General features: G+C 64.6%; 19 protein-coding genes. 13 read left to right on the top strand and 6 right to left on the bottom strand.

Annotation, left to right across the window (positions count from 1 at the left end; genetic code table 11):
• Positions 1-82: 82 nt before the first annotated feature.
• A complete protein-coding gene (locus tag ACILRA_RS08175) occupies positions 83-298 on the bottom strand; it encodes a hypothetical protein (protein WP_395661607.1) in 216 nt (71 codons plus the stop codon).
• 468 nt (positions 299-766) lie between these two features.
• Between ACILRA_RS08175 and ACILRA_RS08170 the strand changes: the two genes are divergently transcribed.
• From ACILRA_RS08170 to ACILRA_RS08160, 3 genes are all read left to right on the top strand, one after another.
• Positions 767-1,435 carry a peptidoglycan-binding protein gene (locus ACILRA_RS08170; RefSeq protein ID WP_395661606.1) on the top strand — a complete coding sequence of 223 codons (669 nt, stop codon included), beginning with the start codon at positions 767-769 and terminating at the stop codon, positions 1,433-1,435.
• Positions 1,436-1,449: 14 nt separating this feature from the next.
• Positions 1,450-1,785 (top strand): DUF1491 family protein, encoded by a 336-nt coding sequence (locus tag ACILRA_RS08165; RefSeq protein ID WP_395661605.1) that lies wholly within the window; start codon positions 1,450-1,452, stop codon positions 1,783-1,785.
• Between the two features lie 71 nt (positions 1,786-1,856).
• Positions 1,857-2,045 (top strand): hypothetical protein, encoded by a 189-nt coding sequence (locus tag ACILRA_RS08160; protein WP_395661604.1) that lies wholly within the window; start codon positions 1,857-1,859, stop codon positions 2,043-2,045.
• Between the two features lie 41 nt (positions 2,046-2,086).
• Here ACILRA_RS08160 and ACILRA_RS08155 read toward each other — a convergent pair whose 3' ends face one another.
• From ACILRA_RS08155 to ACILRA_RS08145, 3 genes are read right to left on the bottom strand one after another with little or no spacing between them, the layout of a single operon-like run.
• Positions 2,087-2,638, bottom strand: a complete 552-nt coding sequence (locus ACILRA_RS08155; RefSeq protein WP_395661603.1) for a hypothetical protein — start codon at positions 2,636-2,638, stop codon at positions 2,087-2,089.
• A complete protein-coding gene (locus tag ACILRA_RS08150; RefSeq protein ID WP_395661602.1) occupies positions 2,638-3,189 on the bottom strand; it encodes a DUF1214 domain-containing protein in 552 nt (183 codons plus the stop codon). Before ACILRA_RS08150 ends, ACILRA_RS08155 begins: the two co-directional genes overlap by 1 nt.
• An 8-nt stretch (positions 3,190-3,197) precedes the next feature.
• Entirely contained in the window at positions 3,198-5,525 is a 2,328-nt protein-coding gene (locus ACILRA_RS08145) for a transglycosylase domain-containing protein (RefSeq protein ID WP_395661601.1), read from the bottom strand.
• Between the two features lie 172 nt (positions 5,526-5,697).
• Here ACILRA_RS08145 and ACILRA_RS08140 point away from each other — a divergent pair, with 172 nt between their 5' ends.
• Positions 5,698-6,165, top strand: coding sequence for a YcgN family cysteine cluster protein (locus ACILRA_RS08140; protein WP_395661600.1), 468 nt, complete (start codon positions 5,698-5,700; stop codon positions 6,163-6,165).
• An 11-nt stretch (positions 6,166-6,176) separates the two neighbouring features.
• On the opposite strand, the gene ACILRA_RS08135 is transcribed toward ACILRA_RS08140, so the two are convergent.
• The gene (locus tag ACILRA_RS08135) at positions 6,177-6,914 is read right to left on the bottom strand and encodes a cupin domain-containing protein (protein WP_395661599.1); all 738 of its coding nucleotides are present in this window, start codon (positions 6,912-6,914) and stop codon (positions 6,177-6,179) included.
• Positions 6,915-7,010: 96 nt separating this feature from the next.
• On the opposite strand from ACILRA_RS08135, the gene ACILRA_RS08130 reads away from it, so the two are divergent.
• From ACILRA_RS08130 to ACILRA_RS08100, 7 genes are all read left to right on the top strand, one after another.
• Entirely contained in the window at positions 7,011-7,610 is a 600-nt protein-coding gene (locus ACILRA_RS08130; RefSeq protein ID WP_395661598.1) for a superoxide dismutase, read from the top strand.
• A gap of 71 nt (positions 7,611-7,681) precedes the next feature.
• Entirely contained in the window at positions 7,682-8,725 is a 1,044-nt protein-coding gene (locus ACILRA_RS08125; protein ID WP_395661597.1) for a dipeptidase, read from the top strand.
• A gap of 38 nt (positions 8,726-8,763) precedes the next feature.
• Positions 8,764-10,041 carry a 3,4-dihydroxy-2-butanone-4-phosphate synthase gene (gene ribB, locus ACILRA_RS08120; RefSeq protein ID WP_395661596.1) on the top strand — a complete coding sequence of 426 codons (1,278 nt, stop codon included), beginning with the start codon at positions 8,764-8,766 and terminating at the stop codon, positions 10,039-10,041.
• A 148-nt stretch (positions 10,042-10,189) separates the two neighbouring features.
• The gene (locus ACILRA_RS08115) at positions 10,190-10,642 is read left to right on the top strand and encodes an ATP-dependent zinc protease (protein ID WP_395661595.1); all 453 of its coding nucleotides are present in this window, start codon (positions 10,190-10,192) and stop codon (positions 10,640-10,642) included.
• Positions 10,639-11,544: a 30S ribosomal protein S6--L-glutamate ligase gene (gene rimK / locus ACILRA_RS08110; protein WP_395661594.1), complete on the top strand. Its 906-nt coding sequence runs from the start codon at positions 10,639-10,641 to the stop codon at positions 11,542-11,544. Before ACILRA_RS08115 ends, rimK begins: the two co-directional genes overlap by 4 nt.
• On the top strand, positions 11,541-12,554 hold the full coding sequence (locus tag ACILRA_RS08105) for a succinylglutamate desuccinylase/aspartoacylase family protein (protein ID WP_395661593.1): 1,014 nt from the start codon (positions 11,541-11,543) through the stop codon (positions 12,552-12,554). Before rimK ends, ACILRA_RS08105 begins: the two co-directional genes overlap by 4 nt.
• Before the next feature lie 597 nt (positions 12,555-13,151).
• Positions 13,152-14,234 (top strand): hypothetical protein, encoded by a 1,083-nt coding sequence (locus ACILRA_RS08100; protein ID WP_395661592.1) that lies wholly within the window; start codon positions 13,152-13,154, stop codon positions 14,232-14,234.
• 536 nt (positions 14,235-14,770) lie between these two features.
• Here the strand turns inward: ACILRA_RS08100 and ACILRA_RS08095 are convergent.
• The gene (locus ACILRA_RS08095) at positions 14,771-16,219 is read right to left on the bottom strand and encodes a helicase HerA-like domain-containing protein (protein WP_395661591.1); all 1,449 of its coding nucleotides are present in this window, start codon (positions 16,217-16,219) and stop codon (positions 14,771-14,773) included.
• Positions 16,220-16,307: 88 nt separating this feature from the next.
• On the opposite strand from ACILRA_RS08095, the gene ACILRA_RS08090 reads away from it, so the two are divergent.
• Together ACILRA_RS08090 and ACILRA_RS08085 are read left to right on the top strand one after the other, a co-directional pair.
• Positions 16,308-16,703 carry a DUF2267 domain-containing protein gene (locus tag ACILRA_RS08090; protein ID WP_395661590.1) on the top strand — a complete coding sequence of 132 codons (396 nt, stop codon included), beginning with the start codon at positions 16,308-16,310 and terminating at the stop codon, positions 16,701-16,703.
• A 51-nt stretch (positions 16,704-16,754) separates the two neighbouring features.
• Positions 16,755-17,471, top strand: coding sequence for an ABC transporter ATP-binding protein (locus tag ACILRA_RS08085; protein WP_395661589.1), 717 nt, complete (start codon positions 16,755-16,757; stop codon positions 17,469-17,471).
• Positions 17,472-17,529 lie beyond the last annotated feature (58 nt).

Below are 17,529 nucleotides of genomic sequence, written 5' to 3'. Positions count from 1 at the left end.
GAGCAGCGCGGCAATGGCGTTCAAGGTCGGGCTCCGGTTCTGGGCATCAGCGCTGTCCAGATAGGCCCGGGACCTGTGAAGCTCAACCGTCTTTCTCGCCGCGGCCCGCGGGGCCGCGCCATGGGGGGAGGAAATCGCCGTCCTTCAGCGTTGAGGTGCCGGTATCTGTCAGCGGGCCAGCCTCACCCGTCACCGCGGCCGGTCCGGACGGCGCCAGAGCCAGCCGTCCTTCCCACAGGCTCGGAGCCAGCAGCATGCCCACGCTGGCCAGCAGCATCAATGTCCCCAGATATCGCATTCGCAAGCACTCCCCGGACCGGCCTAGCGCGCGTTCCGACCAGGTGGAATCACCTGGTCGAAAAGAACTCGCTCAAGTTCAATGGCTTGAGCATGATCCTTTCGCACAAGTGGTTTCCACTTTTGCGGATCATGCTCTCGCGCGTGTTCCGACCAGGTGGAATCACCTGGTCGAAAAGAACTCGCGCAAGTTCAATGGCTTGAGCATGATCCTTTCGCAAAAGTGGTTTCCACTTTTGGCGTTCATGCTCTAGCAGCGCGGGGGTTGAACGCCGCTGAAGGGATGTGGATTATTTTGCGTTAACATCGGCTTCGGTACGCAAAGCGACAGGCGGAGGCGGTTCAGGGCGGGCCAGCCAGGCCCCGCCGGAAAGGAGCCGTTAACCGCAACCGGTGCAAGCTTGACACATGGTGGAACCGCCCGGGAGATGGTCTTCTCCCCGGCTCAGGTTGGGTTCGGATCGGCTGAATGCGAGAGAGGGTGCGGAACGTGGGCCTGAGGCGGAAGCTGCTGCCGCTTGCCGCCTGGAGCCTCACGGCGCTGATGTCGGCCGCGATCGCCATCAATGCGCTGTTCGGCCAGCCGGACAATGGGCGCAACGTGCAGGCAGCCCTCGAATCCGGCACCGATGCCGCCGACATGAAGGTCGATTCGCCCGATGCGGGCGCCCGCACCATCCAGCTCAGGCATGACCCCGTCGTCGAGACGGTGCAGCGCGAGCTTGCGGCGGCCGGTTACTACAAGGGCGTGGTCGACGGCGTGATCGGGCGCAAGACGCGGCAGGCGATCACCGACTACCAGCAGGCCGTGGGCCTCGAGCCCGACGGACGGCCCAGCGCCGAGCTCGCCGATCACATCCGCTTCACCCGCGAGGTGGCGGAAGCCTCGCTGTTCACCGGCACCATCGCGGCCTCCCCCGATGCGGAGCAGCGCGCCACCGTCCGCCGGGTGCAGACCGGCCTTGCGGAACTCGCCTACAGCCCAGGCGCCATCACCGGTGAACTCAACAGCGAGACGCGCAACGCCATCAAGGCCTTCGAGCGCGACCGCAACATGGCCGAGACTGGCGAGATCAGCGACGCGCTGATGACGGAACTCGCCAAGATGAGCGGCCAGTCCGAACTGGCCGCGCCCTGAGCCGCGATCAATCGATGCGGCTCAAATCCGCCATCTGGGTCAGCGCCTTCCTGCGGCGCTGCATGGTCGAGGGCCTGTTCGGCGCCGTGGTGCGCAAGGGTGCGGAGGAAGCAGGCGCCGTCTTCGTGATCGTCAACCACCTCGATGGCACCTGCCACCTGTTCGGCCCCGCACCTGGCGCGTCCCACGACGAGGCGGGCGAACGGCTTTGGGTGGCGGAGGCCGTGCCGCCACAGGGGCTTTCCGAAGCAATGGCCATTCTGGAGCGCCGCAGCCGCGCTGACCCCGATCTCTGGATCGTCGAGGTCGAGGACCGCGGGGGCACCGCGGGGCTCCGGGCAGCGCGTTAGCAAAGCATTAACCATAGGCGACTTTAGTGGTCGGCGCGGAGGTGATTTCCCGCAAGCCGAGAGCCAGCGCCATGACAATCCGTGCCGGACAGACCGTGATCGAATTCCCGAGGGACCAGATTCGCACCCGAACCCTGCGGGAAGCAGGAGACGGTCCGGGCGAAGTGGTGTTCTTTACCGGAATCCGGATTGAACGCATGCCGGAGGACAAAGACACGCTTCCCAAGGCCAGAAGCAGCCTTCACCGAAAGGGGCGCTGAAGGCCTTATCAGGTCAGCTATTCAACCCAAGGGGCGCTGGTTCAGTTCACCGCCGCGCAGCTCGAGCGGGCCACGGCGCGGGCGGCGATGGGGCGCAGGCCGCTTTCGGGTGTAGGATACCACACCACGGCTAGGCCGCGGGCTTCGGGCGACATCACCGTCCAGCCGCTGTCAATCTCCGGCCTTTCCTTGTCGGTGGCCTGGAGGATCTGCTCGATCAGGTTCGGCGCGCGCGACAGGCTGACCGTGAAGGTATTGGCGCCCGACTGGCGGTTGTTCACCGAATAGATCGCGTCCGCCTTGTCTGTGTAGATGGTCGTCACCCAGTAGCCGTCCGGCAGGTTGGCGGAAAAGGTGACATCGCCCGCCGAGACATCGAAGATGCAGAGCCCGGTGACCCCAAAGCGCGGCAGGCCGGGAAACAGCTGCGCCTGCTCTTCGGGCGAGAGGACGAAGAACCGGTTGTCGCCGTGTTCTGCCGCCATGCGCTCCACCGACCGCGAGAACCACCAGCCGGGAACGAAAAGCGCGAAGGCGGCATGGGCGGTAACGGCCGTGAACAGCGCAATCGCGATCCAGAACAGGTGGCGCATCACAGGCAGGCCTCCCGGCGGATGGCAAAGGCCGGCGCCAGCCCTGCCCCGCTGCGCGGCAGCGCTGTGTAGAGAATGGTGAAACGCCGCCGCGTGGGCGACTTCAGCCAGTTGCCGGGCCGCGGCGAGGGGTAGACGAGAATCTCCACCGTGCCATCCGGCTGGCGGATGGCGGTGTCGCTTCCTGCCGTGGATTGCAGCGGGGCGTAAGCACTCGCCCCGCCGATCACGCTGATGCTCCACCAGCCGGGCAAATCGCCCGTCGAGACGATCTTGTAGACGCATGCGCCGGTCAGCGGGCGGCCATCACTGTCGGTCTCTGCCGTGGCCTCCATCAATTGCCCCGGAACGGGCGGAAGCCTGCCCGCCAGCAGGTAATGGGCGCGCACATAGTGGTCGCCGGTCTCCCTCAGGGCCGCGACGCGGCTGTACCAGGGTGTTCCGGCGCCGGCTGGCTCGACGCCAGCCTGCTGGATCAGCACATAGGCGCTGATTGCCCCCGCCGCGATGCCACCGGCGAGATAGGAGGTTGCCCAGATGAAGCGCCGCATGCTGCCTATCAGAAAATGCTGTCGAACAAGGTTTTCTTCTTTTTCTTCTTGCGCTTCGGCTGGTCCCTGCCTTCGTCGCCGCCGAAGATCTGCTCGAGGATCCGGTTCTTCCTGCGGGAATTCTCAGGCTGATCGACATTGGCCTTTGGCAGCACCAGCGCTTCCTGCGAGGCCGTCTTGCTGGCGCTTGCCTTGGCCGCCGCAATGGCAGCCGCAGAGGGTGCAGCCTCGAAGAGATCGAACATGCCGGTGAGCACGCTGTTCACGTCTTCCTCCGGCGCGGCGGCGGCAATGGCGGCTCCGGCCGCCTGGTCGCGCTCGTCGCTGGCAAGAGGCCCCTGCACGGCCGGGAGTTCCGCTGCAGCGGCGGCATAGGTTTCGTCATAGGGAACACCTGCCAGCCCGATGGGCTGAAGCCCGCGCTCCGCCTCGGCCATGATGCGCTTCCAGGTGGGCGCGGGGATGAGGCCGCCCGTCACTTCCTTCATCGGCGTGAAATCGTCGTTGCCGTACCAGACGCCGGTCACGTAGTGGCCGGTGTAGCCGATGTACCAGGCGTCACGGTAGCCCTGGTTGGTGCCCGTCTTGCCGCCCTGCGGGGCAAAGCTCAGATCGGCGCGGCGCCCGGTGCCGGACTTCACCACGGCGGACATCATGGTGTTGAGTTCTGCCACCTTCTCCTCCGGGAAGACGCGGCGCGGCGGCATCCTCTCCTGCTCATCGCGCTGGTACAGAATATCGCCGTTGGAGCGCCTGATCTCGAGCACGGCATAGGGCTCGGCGGGGAAGCCGCCCGAGGCGAAGGGAATATAGCCCGTCGTCAGGTCCATGAGCGAGAGCGCGCTCGTTCCGAGCACCATGGGAGCCCAGGTCTCCAGCTCGCCCTTGATGCCCGCCATGTGCGCCGTCTCGATGATGGCGCTCCGCCCGATATCGATCATCAATTTCACCGGGATCGAATTGTAGGAATGCGCCAGCGCATCGGAGAGCGTGGTGTGGCCCTTGTACTTGTTGGAATAGTTCTTCGGAGACCAGTTGCCGACCGAGACGGGGCCGTCCACCACCTTGTCCTCCGGGCTATAGCCCTTGAGGAGTGCGGCCATGTAGACGAAGGGCTTGAAGGACGAGCCCGACTGGCGCAGCGCGTCGGTGGCGCGGTTGAACTGGCTGGCCTCATAGTCCTTGCCGCCGACGATGGCCTTCACCGCGCCATCGGGAGCCATCACCACGGCGGCTGCCTGGCTTACGTGATAGGGCTCGCCATTCAGCGCCAGTTCCTCGTTGATGATGTTCTGCGCCGCAGTCTGCAGCGGCAGGTTGATGGTGGTCTGCACCTCCAGCACAAAATCTCCCGCGAGGCCCTTCTCGTCGATCACGCGCAGCGTGTCGCGGTAGGCCCAGTCGAGGAACCAGTTGGGGCTGTCGGCGATCGACTGGGCAATCACTGCCGCGGGCTCACGCCGCGCCTCGAGCAATTCGCCCTGGGTGATGAAGCCCGAATCCAGCATGCGGTAGAGCACCGTGTTGGCGCGTGCGCGCGCCAGGGCAAGGTTGTTGTGGGGCGCGAAACGGGTGGGCGCCTTGAACAGGCCCGCCAGCATCGCCGCCTCCGGCAGCTTGAGGTCACGCGCCGACTTGCCGAAATAGAACTGGGAAGCCGCCTCGATGCCATAGGCGCCGCCGCCGAGGTAGGACCGGTCGAGATAGAGCTTGAGGATCTCCTCCTTGGTGAGGCGCGCCTCGATCCACAATGAGAGGAAGGCCTCATGCACCTTGCGGCGGATGGTGCGCTCAGGCGATAGGAACAGGTTCTTCGCCATCTGTTGGGTGAGCGAGGAGCCGCCCTGCACGACATCATTGGCGCGCGCATTCTGCACGATGGCGCGGAAGGTGCCGATCACGTCCACCCCGAAGTGCTCGAAGAAGCGGGCGTCCTCGGTGGCGAGCACCGCCTTGATCATGTAGGGCGAAATGTCGGCAAGCGGGATCGCGTCATCCTGCCGGATGCCGCGCCGGCCAATGATCTCACCCTGCGCATCGGTGAAGGTCACGGCATATTCGCGGCCGCGGTTCCACACATCGCCAGTGCCGGAAAACGGCGGAAGCGCATAGGCAAGCAGCACGAAGGAGGCGATGACGCCGAATGTCACCGCATCGTCCAGGAGGTCAACGAAGACGCGCCTGACGCCCCTGAGGCGGAAACGCTCAAGGAAGGTGGCATAGGCCGAGTGGCGGCGCTTGAGGAAATCCCACGTCTCGAACACCGCCGCACTGACAGCGCCATCGGCACGCCACAGCTTTCCGGAAACCGACTGGTGCGAAGGGACCTTGGACACTCTACCGACCGCTCAACGTTGCCCGAGCCAGATAATGCGTGATTGTGACGGAAACGGGCCTGCCGCCCGCCTCGTCAAGGGAGGCTACAGCGCCATGGCCGCCCGCGCCAGTGCCAGCTTGACTTTGCGCCCCGCATCCATGGCATAAGCGTTAACGCTGCAACGTGGTGCCATGCCTCAATCCCCACCTTTCTGGAAGACCAAGACCCTGCCGGAGATGACACGGGAGGAATGGGAATCGCTCTGCGACGGCTGCGGCCGCTGCTGCCTCAACAAGCTCGAGGACGAGGATACGGGCCGCTTTCTCTATACACGCGCCGCCTGCAAGCTGCTTGACCTTGAGAGCTGCCGTTGCACCGACTACGCCAACCGCCACGCCCGGGTTCCAGACTGCGTGGCCCTGACGCCGGAGAATGTGGGCAGCCTCGGCTGGCTTCCCGCCACCTGCGCCTATCGCCTGCTGGAAGAGGGGAAGAACCTCCAGTGGTGGCACCCGCTGGTTTCAGGACGGACCGAGACAGTAACGGAAGCCGGCATCGCGGTGACGGGAGAGGCCTATTCGGAAGAAGGCATCACGGTCGACGAGCTGGTCGACCATCTCTGGCAACTCCCCAAGCCAAGGCGGAAGATGCCGCGCTGACGAAGGGCGCCTCACGCCCCGGGCTGGAAGATGACGAAGATCTTTTTCAGATAGCCTTCCGACTTCCAGCTGTTGGGCGTTCCCATCGGCACGAAGAAGGTGTCACCCGCGGTGAAGCGCTGCACTGCGCCAGTCTCGTCACAAAATTCCACGCTGCCTTCGAGAAGGCACATCAGCTCATGGCGGGGGAAGTTGATGAGCTTCCTATGGTAGCCCGTGGTATCCCAGATACCGATGTTCAGCTGGCCCGTCGCATCGGTGAAGAGGTCATGCGTATGCTGGACGGGCACGGGCGACAGGAGCATTTCAGCCGCGGGCGGCGCCGAGGGGGCGAGAGGCACGCCGGGATCGACCTTGATGGTTCGCAGCGGGCCCGCGTTCCTGGCACCTGAGGCGTCCTCGAAGATCACGAAGAACTTCCTGACGTGGCCGGCTTGCGTCCAGCGGCAGCGCAGGCCCTTGGGGATGATGAAGCTCTCGCCCGCCTTGACGGAGACCGTGCGGTCCTGCTCGACGATCACCACCTCACCCTCGAGGACGGTCATGAACTCGTTCACGGGATAATCGATCCAGCGGCTTTCGTTCGCGCCCTGTTCCCATACGCCCGCCGACAGCCCGCGCGGCTTGTCCTCAAACAGCACGAGGCCGTTCTGCTTCGGCGTTCCAGAGACGATCTCTCCTGCCGGGAAATCCTCCCAGGCCTCCAGCCGGGCGTTGCGGTCGAAACGGATGATCCTGGGGTTTGGCATGAATTCACCTCTCGTTCGGGTGATCCTAGCGGGGTTCCTTGCACGTTCAAGCAGCACGGACTAGATAAGGCACTCAATTTCAAGGAGGAACGAACGATGGCTCTCGAACTGCCTGCCCTGCCCTATGCCTATGACGCGCTGGGCCCCTACATGTCGAAGGAAACCCTCGAGTTCCACCACGACAAGCACCACATGGCCTATGTGACCAACGGCAACAACGCGCTGAAGGACAATCCGCTGGCCGACAAGTCCATCGAGGAGATCTGCAAGGCGGCCTTCGCCGAGAAGAACGCTCCCCTCATCAACAATGTGGGCCAGCACTATAACCACATCCACTTCTGGAGCTGGATGAAGCCCAATGGCGGCGGCAAGAAAATCCCCGGCCGCCTGCAGGCCGCGATCGATTCCGACCTCGGCGGCTATGACAAGATGCGCACCGACTTCATCCAGGCCGGCGTCACCCAGTTCGGCTCCGGCTGGTGCTGGATCGCCGTGAAGGATGGCAAGCTCACCATCATGAAGACGCCCAATGGCGAGAACCCGCTGATGCACGGCGCCTCTCCCATCCTCGGCTGCGACGTGTGGGAGCACAGCTACTACATCGACTACCGCAACCTGCGCCCGAAGTACCTCGAGGCCTTCGTCGACAGTCTCGTGAACTGGGACTACGTCGACGAGATGTTCTCCAAGGCCTGATCTGCTGCTAAACAAAATGATGGGCGGCCGGGCCCTTGCCCGGCCGTTTTCTTTGCAAGGGGTGCTTGATCTTGGTTCCTGTATTCGACGGCCACAATGATGTGCTGCTGAGGCTGTGGGGAAAGAAGGCGGGCGACCCCGTGGCGGCTTTCCTCAATGGCGACGGCGAGGGCCACCTCGACCTGCCGCGCATGATCAAGGGCGGCTTCGCCGGCGGCTTCTTCGCCATTTTCGTGCCGAGCCCCCAGGATGAGGAATTCGCCGACGACGAGGACATGAACCCGCCGCCCGCGCATGACGTGGGCCAATTGGCAGCACTCTCGTCCACGGTCGCCATGGCATCTCTGCTGTTCCGCATCGAGGAGGCCTCGCAGGGGCGCTTCAGCGTGTGCCGCAGCGTGGCGGACATCCGCACCGCGGTGGCGGAGGGCAAGATCGCCGCGATCTTCCACATCGAGGGTGCAGAAGCGATCGATGCGGAGCTGAAGTCGCTCGACGTGCTGCACAAGGCGGGGCTGCGCTCGCTGGGCATCGTGTGGAGCCGGGACAATGTGTTCGCCTCGGGCGTGCCCTTCCGCTTCCCCTCCTCACCCGATACGGGGCCCGGCCTCACGGAGGCGGGAAAGGCGCTGGTCAGGCGCTGCAACGAGCTGAAGATCATGATCGACGTCTCCCACCTCAACGAGAAGGGCTTCTGGGATGTTGCGCGGCACTCCTCCGCGCCGCTCGTGGCCACGCACTCCAACGCCCATGCCTTAAGCGCCTCCTCCCGCAACCTGACGGATGAGCAGATCCGCACCATCGGCAAGACCGGCGGCATGATCGGGCTCAACTTCGCCAATGGCTTCCTCCGGGCGGATGGCCGCTGGCAGAGCGAAAACGGCCTCGACACCATGCTGCGCCACCTCGACCACCTGATGAAACTCGCCGGCGAAGACCATGTGGGGCTGGGCTCCGACTTCGACGGCGCGCGCATACCCTCCCAGATCGGCGACGCCGCCGGGCTGCCGCGGCTGGCAGGCGCCATGAAGGCTCACGGCTATGGCGAGGACCTCACCCGGAAGCTGTGCTCGGAGAACTGGATGCGGGTTCTGGAGAGGACCTGGGGCCAATAGGGTTTGCACCGGTCTATTAGCGCTGCTAATAGCACCTCATGAAGCTTTCCGAGTGGCTCATTAACAGCGGCACGTCGCAGTCCGAACTGGCCCGGCGGCTGGGGATCACCCAGGGCCGTGTCTCGCAGCTCGTGGGCGGGGCGCAGCCCTCCCTCGATCTTGCGAACCGGATTGCCGCGGTGACGGCCAACAAGGTGCGCCCTTCCGATTTTGGAGACCAGAGCATGGCGAATGAACAGAAGCTCGACACCGTCGAGGAAGCGATCAAGGCGATTGCCGATGGGCAGATGGTGGTGGTGGTCGACGACGACGACCGGGAGAATGAGGGCGACCTGATCGCCGCGGCCTCCAAGATCACGCCCGAGCAGATGGCCTTCATGGTGCGCCACACCTCCGGCATCGTGTGCACGCCGATCACGGCGGAGGATGCGCGGCGCCTGAAGCTCGACCCGATGGTGGCGGTGAACGATGCGCCGATGGGCACCGCCTTCACGGTGTCCATCGACTATAAGGACGGCCTCACCACCGGCATCTCCGCCAGGGAGCGCGCGGCGACCTGCCATGCGCTGGCCAACGGCAATGTCGTGGCGGAGGACTTCGTGCGGCCGGGCCACATCTTCCCGCTCGTCGCCAAGTCGGGCGGCGTCTTGATGCGCTCGGGACATACGGAAGCCGCCGTCGACCTTGTGAAGCTGGCGGGCCTCAAGCCCGTGGGCGCCATCTGCGAACTCGTCAACGATGACGGCTCCGTCAAGCGCGGCCCCCAGAACTTCGCCTTCGCGCGTGAGCATGGCCTCAAGATCATCTCGGTCGCCGACCTCATCGCCTACCGCCAGCGCCGTGAGCGGCTGGTGGAGCAGACCGCGCAGTTCGACGTCGAAACCGCCATCGGCAAGGCGAAGGGCTATTCCTATGTGACACCCTTCGACCAGGTGGAACAGCTGGCCCTGGTCTTCGGCGACATAACCTCCGGCCGCAAGGTGCCGGTCAGGCTCCACCGCGAAAACGTGCTGGAAGACGTGTTCGGCACGCGCACCACGCTGACCAAGGTGTTCGAGGTCTTCAAGCGCGAAGGATCGGGCATTCTCGTCTACCTGCAGGAAGGTGCCGCGGGCGTGCCGGCCGGGCAGTTCGGGGCCGAGAAATCGGCAAGCGCCGCCCAGCGCCAGCAGAGCTGGCGCGACGTGGGGCTGGGCGCCCAGATCCTGCGTGACCTGAACGTCAGCACGATCCGGCTCGTGTCCTCCTCCAACCGGCACTATGTGGGACTGTCCGGCTTCGGCATCGAGATCGCCGAAACGATCAGGCTGGATTAGCTCCACTTGAGCCCGTCATCCCGGCGAAGGCCGGGATCCAGCTTCCTCTATCCACGTGTACTGAACCAAAGCTGGATCCCGGCCTTCGCCGGGATGACGGCTTTATTGGGTTATGTACTTGTTCCGGTGATCGACTAAACTCCTCGACATGCTCACCACGCGCCCGAAACAGACGCAGGACGGCCAGCCGGTCATCATCGGCTGGCGCGAGAAGGTGAGCCTGCCGCAGCTGGGTGTCGGCACCTTCTTCGCCAAGATCGACACCGGCGCGCGTTCGGCGGCCTTGCATGCCACCCACATCGAGAAGGACGACCACCACGTGACCTTCGTGCTGCCGCTGAAGCGGCGGCACCACCATTGCCGCCTGCCGCTAAAAGGCATGCGCAAGGTGAAAAGCTCGAGCGGCCACACCGAGACGCGCGCCGTTGTCGAGACGGAGGTGAAGATCGGCAAGCTCATCCTGCGCATGGAGGTGACATTGACGGACCGCACCGACATGGGTGTTGCCATGCTTCTGGGCCGCGCCAGCCTTGGCGCACAATTTCTCGTTCACCCGGCGAAAACCAACCTCCTCTCGCCGCGGACGCGCAAAAAGCCATGAAGATCGCCCTGCTCACCCGCAACCCCAAGCTCTATTCGCACCAGCGCCTCATCGAGACGGCGGAGAAGCGCGGGCACCAGATGGTGCCCATCGACTATCTCAAGTGCTACATGAACATCACCTCGAAGAAGCCGGAGCTGCGCTATCTGGGCGAGAAGCTGGAAGGCTTCGATGCGGTGATCCCGCGGATCGGCGCGTCCCACACATTCTACGGCATGGCCGTGCTGCGCCAGTTCGAGATGATGGGCGTCTACCCGGTGAATGAATCCGTGGCGATCGGCCGCTCGCGCGACAAGCTGCGCTCGCTGCAGCTGCTGGCGCGTGACGGCGTGGGGCTTCCCGTCACCGCCTTTGCCTATGATTCCAAGCGCACGGATGATCTTCTTAACATCGTGGGAGGCGCACCCGTCGTCGTCAAGCTGCTCGAAGGCACGCAAGGTATTGGCGTGGTGTTGAGCGAGACGCACAAGTCGGCAAAGTCAGTGATCGAGGCGTTCCACGGCGCGGATGTGTCGATCCTCGTGCAGGAATTCATCAAGGAGGCGGAGGGCCGCGACATCCGCGCCTTCGTGGTGGGCCGCACGCTGCTGGCCGCGATGGAGCGCAAGGGCGCCAAGGACGATTTCCGCTCCAACCTGCACCGCGGCGGCACCGCGCAGATGATCGAGCTGACGGCGCTGGAGAAAGCAACAGCGCTGAAGGCGGCACGCGCCATGGGCCTCAACGTGGCGGGCGTCGACATGCTGCGCTCCAGCCACGGGCCGGTGGTGATGGAGGTCAACTCCTCGCCCGGCCTCGAGGGCATCGAGAAAGCGACGGGCGTCGACGTGGCGCTCGCCATCATCCGCTTCATCGAGCGCCACGCCAAGCCCGGCCGCACCAGGACGAAGGGCAAGGGATGAGGGTGTTCACTCTGGGCGAGGCGGATGTGCAGCCGGGCCAGCGCGCAACCGTGAACCTGCCCGTCAGCGTGCTGTCCAATCACACGCATGTCGCCCTGCCCGTCCATGTGGTGCACGGCGAACAGCATGGACCGGTGATTTTCCTCTCGGGCGCCATTCATGGCGACGAGATCCAGGGCGTTGAGATCATCCGCCGCATCCTCAACCACCCGGCACTGACAAGGCTCAAGGGCACGCTGCTCGCGGTGCCCATCGTCAACAGCTTCGGCTTTCTCAACCACACGCGCTACATGCCGGACCGGCGCGACCTGAACCGCTGCTTCCCCGGTTCCGACAGGGGCTCGCTCGCAAGCCAGGTGGCGGACATCTTCTTCCGCGAGGTGGTGCTCAAGTGCCGCTTTGGGATCGACTTCCACACGGCAGCGCTTCACCGCACCAACCTGCCGCAGATCAGGCTGGCGCCGGACGAGCCCGAACTGCTGGCCATGGCGGAGGCTTTCGCGCCGCCGGTGATCCTCTTGTCGAAGCTGCGGGAAAAATCACTGCGCCTCACCGCGGGCGAGGCGGGCGTGAAGGTTCTGCTCTATGAGGGCGGCGAGGCGCTGCGCTTCGACGAACTGTCGATCGATGCGGCGGTGAGGGGGGCGCTCCGCGTGATGTCCTACCTCGGCATGATCGATCCCGTGGCAGGAAAGCCGCTCTCGAGCACGGTGTTCTCCGATGCCAGCGCCTGGGTGAGGGCGCCCGAAAGCGGCATCCTGCACACCACGCGCCGCATCGGCGACCGGGTGGGAAAGCAGGAGGTCGTGGGCGTGGTGGCCGATCCGCTGGGCACCTCCTCGCTGCCGCTCGTCGCGGAGGAAGACGGCATCATCGTGGGCCGCACCAACCTGCCCATCGTCAACCGCGGCGACGCCGTGTTTCACATCGCCAGGGCCAGGCCGCTTGCCACCATCAAGGAATACGGAGAAGAGGCGGCGGCGCTGGCGGATGAGGATGAGATTATCTGACCGAGTGTTCCCTTCTCCCGTTGGCAAAGCCAATGGGAGAAGGTGCCCGAAGGGCGGATGAGGGCTGCGTCAACCGGTGCCACTCGTTGAAAGAGGCCCTCATCCGGCCTGTCGGCCACCTTCTCCCATCGCGTCGCGACGGGAGAAGGGAACTCGTGGCGAAGTTTCCCTTCTCCCGTTGGCGAAGCCAATGGGAGAAGGTGCCCGAAGGGCGGATGAGGGCTGCGTCAACCGGTGCCACTCGCGGAAAGAAGCCCTCATCCGTCGCTCCGCGCCACCTTCTCCCATCGCTTTGCGACGGGAGAAGGGAACTCGTGGCGAAGTTTCCCTTCTCCCGTTGGCGAAGCCAATGGGAGAAGGTGCCCGAAGGGCGGATGAGGGCTTCTCTCCGCGAGCCGTGCTGGTTGAAAGAGGCCCTCATCCGGCCTATCGGCCACCTTCTCCCATCGCGTTGCGACGGGAGAAGGGAAGAAGAGGTCTTGCTTCCGCGCCAGGGCCAGGCCGCTCGGCACCCTTAAGCGGCGTCGCTGGCGGATGAGGATGAGATCATATAGGCTTGCTGTTATTCGCGATCGTGTTTGATCCCAGGGAGCAGGCATGTCCACTGAACAGGATCTGCGCAAGGCGGTTGCCGCGGGGCTCATCGGCGAGGCTCAGGCCAAGTCCATTCTCGACTTCGTGAAACAGCAGGCGCAGGACGGAGCAGGCCTCGATGCACAGCCGGCGGCGCGCTTCGACCTCACCCATGTGCTCTGGTACGGCGGGGCCCTCATCATCATGGCGGCCATGGGCCTGTTCACCAATGCGGCCTTCAACAAAATGGGCGGATGGGCCCTGTTCGCAACCGGGGCCGCCTATGCAGCGGGGCTCATCCTGCTCGGCCGCCACCTGTGGCATGCCCGCAATTTGCGCGTTCCCGGCGGCTTGCTGATCGCGGCGGCAGTGGCAATGGTGCCGCTCATGATCTACGGCATTCAGGATGCGCTCGATCTCTGGCGCTATGCCAAGGGCCGGCCCGGCGATTATCAGGACTTCTTTCCCTATGTGAACGGCAGCTGGCTGTTCATGGAGACCGGCACCGTGCTGGCCGCTTTCGCCGCATTGCGCGCCTATAAGGTGCCGCTGCTGCTCATGGTGGCCGGCATCGCGCTGTGGTTCATGTCCATGGACATCGCCATGTGGTTCACGCCGTCACCCACCGACTATGGCGACCTCGAGACGCGCCGCATCGTGTCGATCTTCTTCGGCCTTGCCGTGATGGCTGTTGCCTGGGCCATCGACCTGCGGCGCCCGCAGGGACCGGACCTCGGCTTCTGGCTGCACATCTTCGGGGCTGCGGCCTTTTGGGGCGGGCTCAGCGCCAGCCCGGACTCAACCGAACTGCAGCGCTTCCTTTACCTGCTGACCAACCTCGCCCTCATCAGCCTGGCACTCTATCTCGATCGCCGGATCTATGCCGTGTTCGGGGCGTTTGGGGTGGCGATCTATATGGGCATCCTCGCCCACGACGTCTTCACGGACATGATCATGTTCTCCTTCGCGCTGTCCATCATCGGACTCGCGGTGATCGGTGCAGGGCTGTGGCTCAACCGCCGCTATGCGGACCTGTCTGCAGCGCTCGATTCAAACATGCCGGAGCTTCTGCGGCGCCTCCGGCCGCGCCGGGTCAGCGGCGGATGAGGGCTTCTCTCCGCGAACCGTGCTGGTTGAAAGAGGCCCTCATCCGGCCTGTCGGCCACCTTCTCCCATCGCGTTGCGACGGGAGAAGGGAACTCGTGGCGAAGTTTCCCTTCTCCCGTTGGCGAAGCCAATGGGAGAAGGTGCCCGAAGGGCGGATGAGGGCTGCGTCAACCGGTGCCACTCGCGGAAAGAGGCCCTCATCCGGCCTAACGGCCACCTTCTCCCATCGCGTTGCGACGGGAGAAGGGAACTCGTGGAGAAGTTTCCCTTCTCCCGTTGGCGAAGCCAATGGGAGAAGGTGCCCGAAGGGCGGATGAGGGCTTCTCTCCGCGAGCCGTCTCCCATCGCGTTGCGACGGGAGAAGGGAACTCGTGGTGAGGTTTCCCTTCTCCCGTTGGCAAAGCCAATGGGAGAAGGTGCCCGAAGGGCGGATGAGGGCTGCGTCAACTGGTGCCACTCGCGGAAAGAGGCCCTCATCCGTCGCTCCGCGCCACCTTCTCCCATCGCGTTGCGACGGGAGAAGGGAAGAAGAGGGTTTACTTCCACTTCAGGCCGCCCAGTATGCCGCGGATGAGCATGTTGCCGATCTGGCGGCCTGCCGTTGAGGCCATGTTCTTGACGAAGCGGTCGGTGGCCGTCTCACGCTGGGGCGTGCTGCGGGCTGCGGCCTTGTCAGCTTTTTCCTGTTCGGCGGCGGCGCTGCGTTGTTCGGCGCGCTTCATCAGGATCTCGTAGGCGGACTCGCGGTCCTCCGCCTGCTCGTAATTGCCATAGACGGGCGAGTTCTTGACGATCTTCTGGCGTTCCTCCGGCGTGATCGGGCCCATGCGGCTTGACGGCGGGCGGATCATGGTGCGCTCCACCATGGTGGGAACGCCCTTGGGATCAAGCACGGAGACCAGCGCCTCACCCTTGCCCAGTTGGGTGATGGCCTCCTCCGTCTTGAAGGCCGGATTGGGACGGAAGGTGGAGGCGGCGGTGGCCACCGCCTTCTGCTCACGAGGCGTATAGGCGCGGAGCGCATGCTGCACGCGGTTGCCCATCTGGGCCAGCACGGATTCGGGCACGTCCAGCGGGTTCTGCGTCACGAAATAGATGCCGATTCCCTTGGAACGGATGAGCTTCACCGTCTGCTCGATCTTCTGGATGAGCCCGGGAGGCGCTTCGGAGAACAGGAGATGCGCCTCGTCGAAGAAGAACACCATCTTCGGCTTCTCGGGGTCACCCACTTCGGGCATCTTCTCGAACAGTTCGGACATCATCCACAAGAGGAAGGTGGCATAGAGCTGGGGCGAGTTGATCAGCTTGTCGGCGGCGAGCACGTTCATGTAGCCCTTGCCGTTCAGCGTGGTGCGCATGAAGTCCCTGATGTCGAGGGCGGGCTCGCCGAAGAAATTGCCGCCGCCCTGCTCCTCCAGCACCACGAGGCGGCGCTGGATGGCGCCGATGGTGGGTGCGGCGAGATTGCCGTATTCGGTGGTGAGCTCCTTGCCGCGCTCGCCCAGCTCCTTCAACAAGGCGCGCAGGTCCTTGAGGTCGAGAAGCGCCAGGCCCTCCTTGTCGGCGAGCTTGAAGGCAATGTTGAGCGCACCCTCCTGCGCGTCCGACAGGCCCATGAGGCGCGACAGCATCAAGGGGCCCATCTCGGTGATGGTCGTGCGGATCGGGTGGCCGTGCTCGCCGAAGAGATCCCAGAAGATCGTGGGGATCGCCTCGAAGCCATAATCGTCGAAGCCCATCTTCCTGGCGCGCTCGAGCAGGAAATCCTTGGGCTCGCCTTCCATCGAGATGCCGGAAAGGTCGCCCTTCACATCTGCCGCGAAGACGGGAACGCCCGCGTTGCAGAAGCCCTCGGCCATGATCTGCAGCGTCACCGTCTTGCCGGTGCCGGTGGCGCCGGTGACGAGGCCATGGCGGTTGGCCAGCGCGAGGTAGAGTTCCTCCCGCTTTTCGCTCTGCCCGATGAAGATCGTACCTTCTGACATTCTGCGGCCTCCCCGGATATGGTCGCTTCGGTGAGCTCTTTATTGCTATATGGACGCTCAATGCGCAATGCGTGAGCAGGATTGAGACATGCAGGAACTGATCGGACGTATCGTCACCACCACGGGCTTGTCCGAGGAGAAGGCCACCAAGGCCCTCGGCATCGTGCTGAACCTGATCCAGACCCAGGGCAACCAGAACAAGGTTCAGGAATTCTTCGACAAGATGCCCGGTGCGGCCGAGCTGGCGCGCAGCCAGGGCGGCGACGGGGCGGGCTACGGCGGCGGCGGGCTTCTGGGCATGCTGGCCGGCGGCATGATGGGGGGTCCCCTCGCCGCCATCTCCAAGCTCACCTCGGCGGGGCTTTCCATGGACCAGGTCAAGGCGCTGGGCGCCACCACACTGGACTATGCGAAGGAAAGGGCCGGACCCCAGCTGGTGAGGGACGTGGCGGGCTCGATCCCGGGCCTGTCCGGCTATGTCTGAGGCTTGACGGGGGTCAAGTCGCCCGAAGGAGCGGGAGCCTAGGAAAGAGGAATGGAACAGCCTGAGGCGCCCGTCTTCCGCATCAAGGGCCTGTGCAAAACCTACCGCACGGGCGAGGTGGAGGTGCAGGCGCTGCGCGGCGTCGACTTCGCGGCGGCAGCGGGCGAGTTCATCGTCATCCTCGGCCCCTCGGGCTCGGGAAAGTCGACCTTCCTCAACATCATTGGCGGCCTCGACTCGGCCACCGCCGGCGATGCCTGGTTCAGGGACCATGAGCTGACCCGCCAGACCGAGGCGGCGCTGACCCGCTACCGCCGCGACCATGTGGGCTTCATCTTCCAGTTCTACAATCTGGTGCCGAGCCTGACGGCGCGCGAGAATGTGAAGCTCGTGACCGAGATCGCCCGCCGCCCGATGAAGCCGGAGGAGGCGCTGGCCCTCGTCGGGCTGTCGGACCGCATGGACCATTTCCCCGCCCAGCTTTCCGGCGGCGAGCAGCAGCGCGTGGCGATTGCCCGCGCCATTGCCAAGCGGCCGGATGTGCTGCTGTGCGATGAGCCGACGGGCGCACTCGACTCCAAGACCGGCATCAAGGTGCTGGAGGCGCTCACCCGGGTCTCGGCGGAGACGGGCGCCACCACGCTGGTCATCACCCACAATGCCGCAATCGCGGCGATTGCCGACCGGGTGGTGCACTTCGCCAATGGCGCCATCGCGTCTGAACAGCGCAACACGAGCCGCAAGCAGCCCTCCGAGGTGAGCTGGTGATCCGCGTGCTCGACATCAAGCTTCTGCGCGACCTCAAGCGGCTGTGGCCGCAGGCGCT

The organism is Aestuariivirga sp. (genome assembly GCF_044239095.1).
Lineage (GTDB): Bacteria > Pseudomonadota > Alphaproteobacteria > Rhizobiales > Aestuariivirgaceae > Aestuariivirga.
The sequence above is the reverse complement of the archived record's forward strand: the minus strand, read 5'-3'. Positions and strand labels throughout refer to the sequence as shown.